11 protein-coding genes, 1 tRNA gene and 1 pseudogene are annotated in these 13278 nt (G+C 61.4%); 3 read left to right on the top strand and 10 right to left on the bottom strand.

Going from position 1 to position 13278, the window contains the following annotated elements:
- Positions 1 to 46 precede the first annotated feature (46 nt).
- Both LG371_RS11630 and LG371_RS11625 read right to left on the bottom strand, forming a co-directional pair.
- On the bottom strand, positions 47 to 1000 hold the full coding sequence (locus tag LG371_RS11630) for an asparaginase (RefSeq protein WP_225748584.1): 954 nt from the start codon (positions 998 to 1000) through the stop codon (positions 47 to 49).
- 167 nt (positions 1001 to 1167) lie between these two features.
- The gene (locus LG371_RS11625) at positions 1168 to 1935 is read right to left on the bottom strand and encodes an FKBP-type peptidyl-prolyl cis-trans isomerase (protein ID WP_225748583.1); all 768 of its coding nucleotides are present in this window, start codon (positions 1933 to 1935) and stop codon (positions 1168 to 1170) included.
- Between the two features lie 159 nt (positions 1936 to 2094).
- On the opposite strand from LG371_RS11625, the gene nagZ reads away from it, so the two are divergent.
- Positions 2095 to 3177 (top strand): beta-N-acetylhexosaminidase, encoded by a 1083-nt coding sequence (gene nagZ, locus LG371_RS11620; protein ID WP_082890724.1) that lies wholly within the window; start codon positions 2095 to 2097, stop codon positions 3175 to 3177.
- 319 nt (positions 3178 to 3496) lie between these two features.
- Positions 3497 to 5761, top strand: a complete 2265-nt coding sequence (locus LG371_RS11615) for a nitric-oxide reductase large subunit (RefSeq protein ID WP_225748582.1) — start codon at positions 3497 to 3499, stop codon at positions 5759 to 5761.
- A 284-nt stretch (positions 5762 to 6045) separates the two neighbouring features.
- On the opposite strand, the gene prmB is transcribed toward LG371_RS11615, so the two are convergent.
- Together prmB and LG371_RS11605 are read right to left on the bottom strand one after the other, a co-directional pair.
- On the bottom strand, positions 6046 to 6945 hold the full coding sequence (prmB, locus tag LG371_RS11610; RefSeq protein WP_225748581.1) for a 50S ribosomal protein L3 N(5)-glutamine methyltransferase: 900 nt from the start codon (positions 6943 to 6945) through the stop codon (positions 6046 to 6048).
- A gap of 194 nt (positions 6946 to 7139) precedes the next feature.
- Positions 7140 to 7233: transfer RNA gene (locus LG371_RS11605), tRNA-Ser, on the bottom strand.
- A gap of 280 nt (positions 7234 to 7513) precedes the next feature.
- Between LG371_RS11605 and LG371_RS11600 the strand changes: the two genes are divergently transcribed.
- The gene (locus LG371_RS11600) at positions 7514 to 8938 is read left to right on the top strand and encodes a chloride channel protein (RefSeq protein WP_067591659.1); all 1425 of its coding nucleotides are present in this window, start codon (positions 7514 to 7516) and stop codon (positions 8936 to 8938) included.
- 39 nt (positions 8939 to 8977) lie between these two features.
- Here the strand turns inward: LG371_RS11600 and LG371_RS11595 are convergent.
- The 6 genes and pseudogenes from LG371_RS11595 to LG371_RS11570 all read right to left on the bottom strand — a co-directional run.
- A pseudogene (locus tag LG371_RS11595) lies at positions 8978 to 9127 on the bottom strand (IS5/IS1182 family transposase); the annotation flags it as partial.
- 83 nt (positions 9128 to 9210) lie between these two features.
- On the bottom strand, positions 9211 to 10032 hold the full coding sequence (locus LG371_RS11590; protein ID WP_225748580.1) for an undecaprenyl-diphosphate phosphatase: 822 nt from the start codon (positions 10030 to 10032) through the stop codon (positions 9211 to 9213).
- A gap of 84 nt (positions 10033 to 10116) precedes the next feature.
- Positions 10117 to 10785, bottom strand: a complete 669-nt coding sequence (locus LG371_RS11585) for a thiol:disulfide interchange protein DsbA/DsbL (protein ID WP_225748579.1) — start codon at positions 10783 to 10785, stop codon at positions 10117 to 10119.
- Between the two features lie 29 nt (positions 10786 to 10814).
- Positions 10815 to 11579, bottom strand: coding sequence for an SPOR domain-containing protein (locus LG371_RS11580; RefSeq protein WP_067591646.1), 765 nt, complete (start codon positions 11577 to 11579; stop codon positions 10815 to 10817).
- Between the two features lie 36 nt (positions 11580 to 11615).
- A complete protein-coding gene (locus LG371_RS11575; RefSeq protein ID WP_156503493.1) occupies positions 11616 to 11783 on the bottom strand; it encodes a hypothetical protein in 168 nt (55 codons plus the stop codon).
- Positions 11780 to 13276 (bottom strand): YifB family Mg chelatase-like AAA ATPase, encoded by a 1497-nt coding sequence (locus tag LG371_RS11570; protein ID WP_225748578.1) that lies wholly within the window; start codon positions 13274 to 13276, stop codon positions 11780 to 11782. Before LG371_RS11570 ends, LG371_RS11575 begins: the two co-directional genes overlap by 4 nt.
- Positions 13277 to 13278 lie beyond the last annotated feature (2 nt).

The following is a 13278-nucleotide window of genomic DNA, read 5'->3' as shown; positions in this document are numbered from 1 at the left end:
AAACCGTTTATCAGTTTTTCAGGTAGCCTTTTGTGCTGCGGGGCAATCAGGCTAAACCGAGCTGTTGCAGGGCTTGTTGCAGCTGGCCGGCTGTCCAGCGGTTGCCGGCGGCGAGGGTCATGAGGGCGGTGGCGGTTTCGATGTTGCATTTGCCGCCGCCCACGGCGCCGGCTTGGCGCAGGGCGTTGCCTTGGGCGTAGTCGGTGCCGGTGCGGCCGTGGTGGGCTTGGCTGAGGTTGAGCAGGAGGCCGCCGTGTTGGGTGAAGTGCTGGATGGCGTGGAGCAGCTCGGGGCTTTCGGGGGCGTGGCCTTGGCCGTAGCCGAGGAGGATGGCGGCCTGTTGGGGGAAGTGGCGCAGGCTGTGGGCGATTTGTTCGGCGCTGCTGCCGGGGGTGAGTAGGTGGCTGCACACGCGGGCTTGGGGCTGGAATTGGGCGCTCAGGGGGCTGAGCAGGCTGTGGGGCTGGGCTTGGCCGGGCTGCCAGGTGCCGAAGTGGGGGTTGTCGAAGCCGTCGTCGCGTTCGGTGCTGTATTTGCTGCTGCCGATGGCGGGGTAGAGCCGGCCGTCGAAGGCGATGACGGTGCTGTGCAACTGGGGGTTTTGCAGGGCGGCAACGGCGGTGCGGAGGTTGGCGGGGGCATCGCTGTGCGGGGCGTGGTAGGGCTTTTGCGAGCCGGTGAGGACGATGGGTTTGGCTTGGTTGTCGAGGGCGAGGGCGAGGAGGTTGGCGGTGTAGGCGAGGGTGTCGGTGCCGTGGAGGACGAGGATGCCGTCGTGTGCGGGGAGGGCGGCTTGGATGATGGCGAGCCATTCTGCCCAGTGTGCGGGGGTGAGGTTGGAGCTGTCGATGAGGGGCTGGCAGATGTGCCAGTGGAAGGTGGCTTGGCTTGAGTAGGGGCGGAGGGCGCTTTCGGCGAGCTCGGTGTCGGGAAGGAGACCGAAGGGAGTGGATTTCATGCCGATGGTGCCGCCGGTGTAGAGGACGAAGATTTTTTGCATGGTGGGCGTTTCGCTGGATAGGGATGGGGGATTATAGAGGCTACCTGAAAAGTTGTGATAGGGGTTTGGGTTTCTTTTTCAGGTAGCCTGGATGTGTTTGGGGCTAAACAAAAGGCTACCTGAAAATGCTTTTTGCTTTTCAGGTAGCCTTTGGGGTGGCTGACGGCTTACTGGACTTTAATCAGCTTCACGTTAAACACGAGCACGGCATTGGGCGGGATGTTGCCGCTGCCTTTTTCACCGTAGGCGAGCTCGGCGGGGATGTAGAGGGTGTATTCGCCGCCTTCTTTCATCAGTTGCAGGCCTTCGGTCCAGCCTTTGATGACTTGGTTCAGCTTGAAGGTGGCGGGCTCGCCGCGCTGGATGGAGCTGTCGAACACGGTGCCGTCGAGCAGCTTGCCTTCGTAGTGTACGGTAACGGTGCTGTTGGCGTTGGGCTGTTTGCCGGTGCCTTCGGTTTTCACGCTGTATTGCAGGCCGGAAGCAGTGGTTTTCACGCCTTCTTTGGCTTTGTTGGCTTCGAGGAAGGTTTTGCCTTCTTCTTGCTGGCGGGTGGCGAGCTTGGCCATCTGCGAGGCTTGGTATTGCTGGAGGATGTTGTTGGCTTCTTCATCGCTCACGGGCTGCGGCTCGCTGGCCATGCCGGCTTGCAGGCCTTTCACCACGGCTTCCATATCCAATTCCATGCCGCTGTCGCTGGCTTCTTTGAGCTGGGTGCCTTGCAGGTAGCCGATTAAGAAGCTGGCTTTCTGCTGGTCGTTCATATTGGCCAGGGCGCCGGAAGCGGCGGGGGCGCTGGCGGATGCGGCGGCGGAAGCCGAAGAAGCGGCTGCCGGGGCAGAAGCGCTGCCGGAAGCGGGCTGTTGGTTACAGGCGGCCAGGGCAAACATCACGGCGGCGGCCAGCAAACCGGTGCGGAACATATTTTTTTGCATAACACTCCCTAATTGAGGACAAAGAAAATAACGGCTGGCATTACAACATTTCCGCCGCGCCGTTTCAATCGGTTTTACCAGAATTAAAAGGCTGCGGCTTGTGTTTTGGCGGCGGAAGTGATGAAATCCGCGCTTTCATTGATACGCAGAAAGATTGATATGCCAGTTTGCCTGCCGCGCGGCCCGGTTATGGCCGATGTTGCCGCCTACCGTTTGACCGAAGAAGAAAAACAGCGCCTGCTGCATCCGGCCGTGGGCGGGGTGATTTTATTTCGCCGCAATTATCAGAGCCGCAGCCAGCTTCAGGAGTTGTGCGCCGAAATCAAGGCGCTGCGTACGCCGGAGCTGGTGATTGCAGTGGACCACGAAGGCGGGCGCGTGCAGCGTTTTATCGAAGGCTTCACCCGCCTGCCGGCCATGAACGTGCTGGGCAAAATCTGGGAAGAACAGGGGCAGGCTGCGGCGGAAGCGGCGGCGGAGAAAATAGGCTGGGTACTGGCGGCGGAGCTGCGCGCCTGCGGCGTGGATTTGTCGTTTACGCCGGTGCTGGATTTGGATTGGGGGCAGTGCGCCGTGATTGGCAACCGCAGCTTCCACCGCCAGGCCGAAATCGTGGGCGCGCTGGCTTTGGCGCTGCAACGCGGCCTGAACCGCGGCGGCATGCAGAGCTGCGGCAAACATTTTCCTGGCCACGGCTTTGTGGCGGGCGACAGCCACCATGTGCTGCCGGAAGACCCGCGCAGCCTGGCCGAGCTGATGGCGGCGGATATCCAGCCCTTCCGCGCTTTGGCTGCCGCGGGCATGGCCGCCGTGATGCCGGCGCACGTGGTGTATCCGGCGGTGGACAATCAGCCGGCCGGTTTCTCCGGCGTGTGGCTGAAGCAGATTCTGCGGCAGGAGCTGGGTTTCAACGGCGTGATTTTTTCTGACGACCTCACCATGGAAGGTGCGGGCGCGGCAGGCGGCATCCGCGAGCGGGCGGCGCAATCCTTTGCCGCCGGCTGCGATATTGTGTTGGTGTGCAACCGCCCGGATTGGGTGGACGAACTGCTGGAAGGCTTCAGGCTACCTGAAAACCCGCAGCTGGCCGCGCGCTGGCAATACATGGCCGGGCGCGGCACGAGTGCCGACTATGCCGCGGTGATGGCGCAACCCGAATTTCAAGCCGCCCAAGCCTTCACCGCCGCGCTGGCCTCGCCGCAGGATGTGGCCGGCGGCGTGAAAGTGGGCGAGGCGTTTTGATGGTGGATGAGGGGCTACCTGAAATTTTCAGGTAGCCTTCCCGTTGCTTGCCACACCAACTGTATTCCCATGCCGGAATACGGTTTTTCATTTTTCAGGTAGCCTTTCCAGCCTGCTTCTTCACACAAATTCATACTTTCTAGCTAGATATTTCCCCACGCAAAATCGCTATAGTGACAGCGGGAACGGATGCGGCCGCGCGGCGTGCAGCACGGTTGAAACGCCTGCCAAACAGCAAACTGCCCGCCGCACAGCCGCTTTCCGTTTCCGCATCACGGCGCAAACCGCCGCCAACAAAACCATCACTAGAGGAATGACCATGGGACAATATAAGAAACTCTGGTTGTCGCTCATCATTGTGTTGACGATAACCTTCTCCATATTGGGCTACCTGGGCGTGGAGGTGTACCGCAAGGCGCCGCCCTTCCCGGAAGCCTATGTATCCGCCAACGGGCAAACCGTCATCAGCAAGGCCGACATCCTGGCCGGGCAATCCGCCTGGCAGAGCACCGGCGGCATGGAGCTGGGCTCGATTCTCGGCCACGGTGCCTACCAAGCCCCCGATTGGACGGCCGACTGGCTGCACCGCGAGCTGGTGGCCTGGCTGAACATCAGCGCGCAAGCCCAGCACGGCAAAATGTTCGACGAGCTGAATGCCGATCAACAGGCCGCGCTGAAAGCCGCCATGACCGAAGAATACCGCAACGGCAGCCGCATGGGCGCCGACGGCAAAGTAGTGCTCAGCGACACCCGCATCCAAGCCATCCGGACCGTGGCTCCGTACTACATCGCGCTCTACGGCAACGACCCTGCCATGGAGCAGACGCGCGAACACTTCGCGATGAAAAACAACACGCTGCCGGATGAAGCACGCCGCGAGCGCCTCACCAACTTCTTCTTCTGGACGGCCTGGGCCTCCGCCACCAACCGCCCCGACCACAACGCCACCTACACCAACAACTGGCCGCACGAGCCGCTCATCAACAACGTGCCCACTGCGGAAAACGTGATGTGGTCGGTGGCCAGCATCGTGTTTTTGCTGGCCAGCATCGGCTTGCTCGTGTGGGGCTGGTCGTTCCTGCACCGCCACGAGCCCGATCCGCAAATGCCGGAGCGCGACCCCATCAGCAAGGTGCAGCTCACCCCCTCGCAGCGCGCGCTGGGCAAATATGTGTTCCTCACCGTGGCGCTGTTTGTGGTGCAAATCCTGCTCGGCGGGCTCACCGCGCACTACACGGTGGAAGGCCAGCGCTTCTTCGGCATCCCGCTCTCCGACTGGTTCCCCTATGCCTTGGTGCGCACTTGGCACTTGCAATCCGCCATTTTCTGGATTGCCACCGGCTTCCTCACCGCCGGCCTGTTTCTCGCGCCGGTGGTGAACGGCGGCAAAGACCCGAAATTCCAGGCGCTGGGCGTGAACGCGCTGTTTGTGGCGCTGTTTATCGTGGTGGGCGGCTCCTACGGCGGCAACTTCCTGGCCTTGAGCCACGCCATGCCCGCGCATCTGAACTTCTGGTTCGGCCACCAGGGCTACGAATACTTGGATTTAGGCCGCTTCTGGCAGATTCTGCTGATGGTCGGCCTCCTGCTGTGGTTGTTCCTGATGCTGCGCTGCACCGTGGCTGCGTTTAAAGACAAAACCAGCGATAAAAACCTGCTGGCGATTTTCGTGGCCTCCATGGTGGGCGTGGGCGTGTTTTATGCGCCGGGCCTGTTCTACGGCGAGCACGACAGCCTCACCGTGATGGAATACTGGCGCTGGTGGGTGGTGCACCTGTGGGTGGAAGGCTTCTTTGAAGTGTTTGCCACCGTGGCGCTGGCCTTTATTTTCTACACCCTGGGCTTGGTGAGCCGCAAATCGGCCACCGTGGCTTCTCTTGTGGCCGCTTCGCTGTTTATGATCGGCGGTGTGCCCGGCACTTTCCATCACCTCTATTTCTCCGGCACCACCACGCCGATTATGGCTGTGGGCGCTTCCTTCTCCGCGCTGGAAGTGGTGCCGCTGATCCTGCTGGGCAAAGAGGCGCACGAGCATTGGTCTTACCAGCATGCCACACCGTGGATGAAACGCCTGCGCTGGCCGCTGATGTGCTTTGTGGCCGTGGCGTTTTGGAACATGATCGGCGCCGGCGTGTTCGGTTTCCTCATCAACCCGCCGATTTCGCTGTTTTACCTGCAAGGCCTGAACACCACTGCGGTGCACGCCCATGCCGCGTTGTTCGGCGTGTATGGCTTCCTCGCCTTGGGCTTCGTGCTCTTGGTAGCACGCTACCTGAAACCGGACTACGAGTTTGAAGAAAAGCTGATGAGCTACGGCTTCTGGCTGCTGAACTTGGGCTTGGTGGGCATGATTATCACCAGCCTGCTGCCGGCCGGCATCATCCAAATCCACGCCGCCATCACCGACGGCCTGTGGATGGCGCGCAGCGAACACTTTATGCAGCAGGATTCGCTGGTGATGCTGCGCTGGATTCGCACCATTTCTGATTTGGTGTTTATCGCCGGCAGCTGCTGCGTGGCCTGGCAGGCAACGAAAATTGTGTTCAGCAAAGGCAGCGGCGGGCAGGAGCAGAAGTCTGCCTGATGCCTGGTAATTAAACGCTGAATGAAGCAAAGGCTACCTGAAAAATATTTCAGGTAGCCTTTTTGGCATGGGCGGTTGCGTTTATGCGTTAGCTTAGCTTTTTGGCAGCTTATGTTTTCAGGTAGCCCTTCTTGGCGTAAGGGGCTACCTGAAAATCAAACAGGCAAAGCAAGGCGTGTTCGAAGCGCTAAAAATTTTCAGGTAGCCTCCGAACGGATAGAGGCTACCTGAAAAGCAAGCGTCTGCAGCGAAGCCAGCCGTTGGTTTCAACGGCGCGGAACGGCTTACGCTTCGCCCAGCAGCTGCTCGCGGGTGAGCAGGAAGACGCTGCTGCCGCCGTCGCTCTGTTCGGGCCAGAAGAAGGGCAGGTCGGGGCGGGCGGCTTCGAGGACTTCGCGGTTGTGGCCGATTTCCACCAGCAATATGCCGTTGGGGTTGAGGAAGCGGGCGGCTTGGTTGAGGATTTGGTGGGTGGCGTCGAGGCCGTCTTCACCGCTGCCGAGCGCCATTTCGGGCTCGTGCAGGTATTCGGCGGGCAGCGCGGCCACGCTTTCGGCATTGACATAGGGCGGGTTGGAGATGATGAGGTCGTAGGTGCCGGAAAGATTGTCGAAGAGGTCGCTTTGGATGAGGCGGATGCGTTCTTCGAGGCCGTAGTTGGCCACGTTGATGGCGGCCACTTCGAGGGCGTCGGGGCTGAGGTCGGCGGCGTCGATTTGGGCTTCTGGGTAGTGGTGGGCGGCTTGGATGGCGAGGCAGCCGCTGCCGGTGCAGAGGTCGAGCACGCGGCGGACGCGGTCGGCTCCGTCTGTCCACAGGGCGATGGGTTCGCCGAGCATTTCGTAGATGAAGGAGCGGGGGATGAGCACGCGTTCGTCCACATAAAATTCGAAGTCGCCCTGCCAGGCTTGGCGGGTGAGGTAGGCCATGGGGATGCGTTCGTTTACGCGGCGTTCGGCTAGGCTGAGCACGGCGTCGATTTCTTGGGGCAGTAGGGCGGCGTCGAGGTAGGGCTCGAGGGTGTCGAGCGGGAGGTTTAGGGTGTGGAGGATGAGGTAGGCAGCTTCGTCGTGGGCGTTGTCGCTGCCGTGGCCGAAGCTGAGGCGGGCTTGGTTGAAGCGGCTGATGCAGAAGCGCAGGAGGTCGCGCGGGGTGCGGAGGTGCTGGCGGACTTGGGTAAACATGGTTTGCGGTGTTGGGAAAAGGAAAAGAGGGAAAGGCGGGATTATAGCGGATTTGGGCGGGCGATTGGCTTGGGGAAAGCTGGCAGGAGACAGCTGAATTGAAGGTATCGGCCAAGCCGGAAGGGTTTTCAGGTAGCCTTTTATCATTCGCGCAAAGCAAACTCCCCAACCGCCAGGTTGGGGAGTTTGGATGTTGGCGGAGTAGGAGGGATTCGAACCCTCGATACAGGTTTTAGCCCATATGCACCCTTAGCAGGGGTGTGCCTTCAGCCTCTCAGCCACTACTCCGAATTCGGAACGGCGGATAATATAGGAAACGTGCGTAAAAGGCAAGATGTTTTGTGCGGGAAATGCGCGGTTTTTGGTGAGCGGCTTGAGATTGCTGGATTTTATTCCGCCAAAAGCCGGGTTTGGCGCGGGCGTTTGCGGCAGCGGCTTACGCTTGGCATGCGGTTTGCTATAATGCGCAAAGAAATGTTTGTGTGTGTTTACATTAAACGGCGGCTCGGAACGCTCGGCAATTGGCTGAAGCCAAGGCTGTTTCCGAACTGCGGCGGATAGAAACGGTATGAAACGATTAGGCATTAAGGTGAGCGGCAAAATCGGCAGGGGTTTGTCGCACAAAATCAAGCAAACGCAGCGGCTGTCGCGCAAAACGGCGGCGGTGATTCTGCTGCTGATGGGCGCGGCGCTGGTGTCGCTGGTGTCGCTGGGCTTTGCCAAGCTGGCGGATTATGCGCTGGAGCTAAACCGGGAATGGGCGCGGCAATATCCGCTGGCGGCATTTGCGGTGCTGCCCTTGGGGCTGATGCTGATTGTGTGGCTCACGCGCCGTTTTGCGCCTTATACGGCGGGCAGCGGCATCCCGCAGGTGCTGGCCACGCTGTCGATGCCGAAAGTGAAGGGCGGCAACCGTTTGGTGGCATTGGGTCGCACGATTTTGAAAATCCCGCTCACATTTTTGGGCATGTTGGCCGGGGCTTCGGTGGGCCGCGAGGGGCCGTCGGTGCAGGTGGGTGCGGCGGTGATGCTGGCTTGGGGCAGCTGGTGCAAACGCTACAATTTGGCGTTTAAGCGTTTGCAGGAAAAAGAATTGCTGGCGGCCGGCGCGGCTGGCGGTTTGGCGGCGGCGTTTAATGCGCCGCTGGCCGGGGTGATTTTTGCGATTGAGGAGCTGGGGCGTTCGGTGTCGTTGCACTGGGAGCGGCAGATTTTTATCGGCGTGCTGGCTGCGGGTTTCTTTTTGGTGGCGATTGAGGGTAACAGCACGTATTTTCAGGGCTTCAACGCCGGGCAGCCGGTGGAAAACATGCTGCAATGGGCGCTGTTGTGTGCGGTGGTGTGCGGGGCGGCGGGCGGTTTGTTTGCCCGTTTTCTGAGCAAGGGTGCCACTTGGCTGGCGCCGCCGAAGTGGCGCAGCTGGATGCGGCGGCACCCGATTTGGCTGGCGGGCATTTTCGGCCTGATGTTGGCGGCTTTGGGCGTGCTGTTTGACGGCCAAACCTACGGCACGGGCTACGCCATCGCGGCCGCTTCGCTGCACGGGCACACGAATTTGACGCCGGGCCTGGCCGGGGCGAAGTGGGCGGCCACGGTGCTGTCGTATTGGGCGGGCATTCCGGGCGGGATTTTCACGCCGTCGCTGGCCATCGGCGCGGTGCTGGGGGTGCACATTGCGCAGATTGGCGGCGATACGGCGCCGGTAGCGATTTTGGCGCTGCTGTGCATGGCGGCGTTTCTGGCGGCGGCCACGCAGGCGCCGCTCACGGCCAGCGTGGTGGTGATGGAGATGACGGGCAGCCAGTCGCTGCTGTTTTGGATGCTGGTGTCGTCGATTGCCGCTTCGGTGATTGCGCGCCAATTCTGCCCGCAGCCATTTTATCATTTCGCGGCGGGTCGTTTCCGCCAGCGGCTGCGTGAGGAATTACAGCAGGAGCAGGCGAATAGGCTGGAGCAAGATAAGGCGGCGCAGGAGGCGGCGAAAGCGGAGTAGGGCTGCATGAAGAAGGCTACCTGAAAACCGGTTTAGGGTTTTCAGGTAGCCTTGCTTATGCAGCAAACGTTTGAACGGCCGATGATATAGATATAGTGGATTCAATTTAAACCAGGACTGCGTTGCCTCGCCTTGCCGTACTATCTGTACTGTCTGCGGCTTCGTCGCCTTGTCCTGATTTTTGTTAAGCCACTATATGGGAAGGATAAAGGCTACCTGAAATTTTTCAGGTAGCCTTCATTGCAGAGACAAGCAGTTTGCCGGAAACGGGTTTACCAATTCACCCAGCCGCCCAGCCAAGTGAGCAGGATGATGCCGCCGAACACGATGCGGTAGTAGGCGAAGGGCACGAAGTTTTTGCTCGACACAAAGCGCAGCAAGGCTTTTACCGCCACCAGGCCGGACACGAAAGCGGCAATAAAGCCCACGGCGATCAGGCCGAAAACCTGCGCGCTGAAGGCGCTCAGGTTTTTTAAAATGCTGTAGCCGGAAGCGACCACCATAATCGGCACCGCCAAGAAGAAGGAAAACTCGGTGGCGGTTTTGCGGTCGAGCCCCCACACCATGCCGCCCATGATGGTGCTGCCGGAGCGGGAAGTGCCGGGAATCAGCGCCAAAATCTGAAACAGGCCCACGGCAAGCGCGTCGCGCGGGCGCATATCGTCCACGCTGCGCACCCTCGGTGGGATGCGGCTCTGCCGTTTTTCAATCCACAAAATCAAAAAGCCGCCCACCACCAGCGCGGCGGCCACGCTCACCGGGTTGAACAGCACTTTTTCAATAAAATCATTTAGCAGCAGGCCGACGGCGGCGGCGGGAACGAAGGCGATGGCGAGGTTGAGCACGAAGCGGTTGGCCAGCCGGTCTTTGCCCAAATGGGTGGCCACATGGAGGAAGCGGGCGCGGTATTCATACACCACGGCGAGGATGGCGCCGAGCTGGATGGCGATGTTGAACACGGCATGGCTTTCGGCATCAAAGCCGATCAGGCTGCCGGCCACAATCAGATGACCGGTGCTGGAGATGGGCAGGAATTCGGTGAGGCCTTCCACGATGCCGAGAATCAGGGCTTTGAAGGCGAGGAGCAAACTCATGGTGAAACTCTTGAAAACAATCTGAAAAATGTTTCAGGTAGCCCATAGTCCCGGCTACAGGCTACCTGAAAATCCAGGCGCGGTTTAGCGGTTGGCCTGGCCGGCAAGCCCGGCGGCTCGGCTGCGCACGGTGGCGCGCGGGGCGGGGGCGGGCATGCCGCGTTCGGCGCGCACTTTCTCAATCAGCTCCTGCAACACCTGCATGTTTTTGGAGTCGGTGAGCTCGTATTTGCCGCCCACGATGATGACCGGAGTTTTGGTGATGTTGTAGGTAACAGTTTGCTGCTGCATGATTTGGGCGGCGGCGGCGGCCTGCGGGCTGTTATAGGCGGCGAGCAGGCGGCTGCCGTAGGGCTGCTGCTGAATCCAGTTTTTCAGGCTGGCTTCGTCGGTTACTTTGCCGTCCATCAGCGCTTTGAAAATGGGCTGGTTGGCCTGGCGGGTGAGGCCGGTGGATTTCACGGCGGCGAGCAGACGGGCCAGGGTTTGGTGCGCAGGCTGCCACACCACGTGTTCTTGGCGCAGCACGGTGTCGGAGGCGAAGCGTTTGCTTTGCTGCTCGAGGGCGGGCTCCAAGTGTTGGCAGTGAACGCAGAAATAGCCGAAGAATTCGGTTACTTCGATTTTGTTGGGGTTTACGGGCTTGATGACGTTGGTGCGCACGATGTAGTCGGTGTTTTCCACGGCTTTGGCTTGGGCGGTGCCGACGGCGAAAACGGTGAGTGCGGCGAGGAATAGGGCTTTCAGTTTCATTTTAATCTTTCGTGGTGGGTGGAATGGGGTTAGTCGGCTTGGCGGGTGAGGCTGTCGATGCCGTTGCCGCGCAGGCGCTGGCTTAAGGCGTCGGCTTGGGCGCGGCTGAGGCGGCCGCTTTGGATGCGGTATACGGTTTGGCCGTTGCGCTGGCTGCTGCTCACGCGGGCGTCGATGCCGAGCATGGCGAGTTTGGCGCGTTGGGAATCGGCGGCTTCGGGGTTGTTGAAGGAGCCCATCTGCACGATGTAGCGGCCGCCGCTGTTGCCGCGTGCTTCGGCATCGCGCTGGCTGTTGCGCTGTTCGGCGGCTTTGGCCTGGGCTTCGCGTGCTTCGGCTTCGCGGCGTTCGCGCCTGGCCTGCTCGCGGGCGCGCTCTACGTTGCCGCTTTCCAGAATCTGCTGCGGGGTGGGCTTGGCTTCAGGCTCGGGTTTGCGCTGCGGCTCGCGTGGCTTGGCCTGCTGTTGCGGCTTGGGCTGCTCGGGGCGGGCTTCGGGGGCGCTGGCTTGGGCGGGCACGGAAGCGGCCACGGGCGGTTTGTCGGTGATGTCGCCGGGGGGCAGGGCGTAGTGGCCGCTGCTGCCGGAGGCGTCGCTGCCGGCGGCGGTGTCGGGTGCGCGCTGCTGGCGGGGGGTGAGGATTTCGGGCTGGATGTCGGTTTTCGGGGCTTCGGGCTGCTTGATGCCGGAGGGCGTGTTGTTGAGGAAATATAACACGACGCCGATGATGAGGGTGGCGAGCAGGAGGCCGAAGATAAAGCCGGAAAGGCCTTTGCCGTGGGGTTTGGTTTGCATGGGGAAAAGGGCTTGCTAAAAATGTGCCGCATTTTATCAAAACCGTTTGCGGCGGCGGAAGGTTTTTACATGTTCTTTCAGGCTGGGCGGGCGGGAATGGTTTTCAGGTAGCCTGTTTGGCTGGCGGGAAGGGGAAAAGGCTACCTGAAAAATGGATTGGAGCTGGGGGATGTGGCGCGTTTGATTTTTCAGGTAGCCTTTCAAGACGGGGTGCGGCGGAAGCTCACGGCCTGCATGACGTGGCGCTGGTTTACGCTATCGCTGCCGGCGAGGTCGGCCAGGGTGCGGGCGATGCGTAGGATGCGGTGGTAGCTGCGGGCGGAGAGGGAGAGTTTTTCCAGCACGGCGGAGAGGGCGGCTTTGGCTTCGGGCTCGATGGTGGCGAGGTCGTCGAGTTCGCTTACGTTAAGCTCGGCGTTGCTTTTGCCTTGGCGGAGGTATTGCCTTTCACGGGCGGCGAGCACGCGCTGCAACACGGCGGCGCTGCTTTCGCCGGGGGCGGCCTGGGTGAGCTCGGCGGCGGTGAAGGCGGGCACTTCGATAATCAAATCAATCCTATCCAAGAGCGGGCCGGAGATTTTGCCGCGATAACGGGCGATGCTCTCGGGTGTGCAGCGGCAGGGCTTGGCGGGGTGGCCGAGGTAGCCGCAGGGGCAGGGGTTCATGGCGGCCACGAGCTGGAAGCGGGCGGGATAGGTGGCCTGGCGGCTGGCGCGGGAAATGTGGATGAGGCCGTTTTCCAACGGTTCGCGCAGCATTTCGAGCACTTTGCGGTCGAACTCGGGCAGCTCATCAAGAAAGAGTACGCCGTTGTGCGCCAAGGAAATTTCGCCGGGCTTGGGGTCGGAGCCGCCGCCCACCATGGCGGCGCTGCTGGCACTGTGATGCGGCGAACGGAAGGGGCGGCGGCGGGAGAAGCCGTGCTGCTGGGGCAGCAGCGAGCGCAGCGCCCAGGTTTCGGTCATTTCGTGGTCGGAGAGGGGCGGCAGGATGCCGGGCAGGCGCTGGGCGAGCATGGATTTGCCGGTGCCGGGCGGGCCGCTCATCAGCAGGCTGTGGCCGCCGGCGGCGGCGATTTCCAGCGCGAGGCGGGCGGTGTGCTGGCCTTTTACGTCTTGCAGGTCGGGATAGGGGGTTTCTTTGCTGATGTGGATTTCGGGGCGGCAGCGCTCGAGTGCGGCGATGCCGTTGAGGTGGGCGGCCACGGCGCCGAGGCTGTCGGCGGCGAGCACTTCGGCGCTTTCAATCAGCGCGGCCTGTTCGGCGCTTTGCTGCGGCAGGATGAAGCGGCGCTGCGCCTGCGTGCTCTGCCACACCATCGCCAGTGCGCCGCGCACCGGGCGCAATAAGCCGGAAAGGGCGAGTTCGCCGGCCATTTCGTAGCGGGCGAGCTCTTCGGGGGCGATGGCGATTTGGCCGGAGGCGGCGAGGATGCCGATGGCAATCGGCAGGTCGAAGCGGCCGGATTCTTTGGGCAGGTCGGCCGGAGCGAGGTTTACAGTGATTTTCTTGGCGGGGAAATCGAAGCCGCTTTGGATGATGGCGGCGCGCACGCGGTCGCGGCTTTCCTTCACTTCGGTGTCGGGCAGGCCGACGATGTTGAACGCGGGCAGGCCGTTGGCCAAGTGGGCTTCCACTTCCACTAAGGGCGCGGCCATGCCGCTGAGGGCACGGCTGTATACCACCGCCAAGCTCATGT

Source organism: Eikenella sp. Marseille-P7795 (assembly GCF_916618725.1).
Lineage (GTDB): Bacteria > Pseudomonadota > Gammaproteobacteria > Burkholderiales > Neisseriaceae > Eikenella > Eikenella longinqua.
Note: the sequence above shows the minus strand (reverse complement) of the source record. Positions and strands in the feature narration are given on the sequence as shown.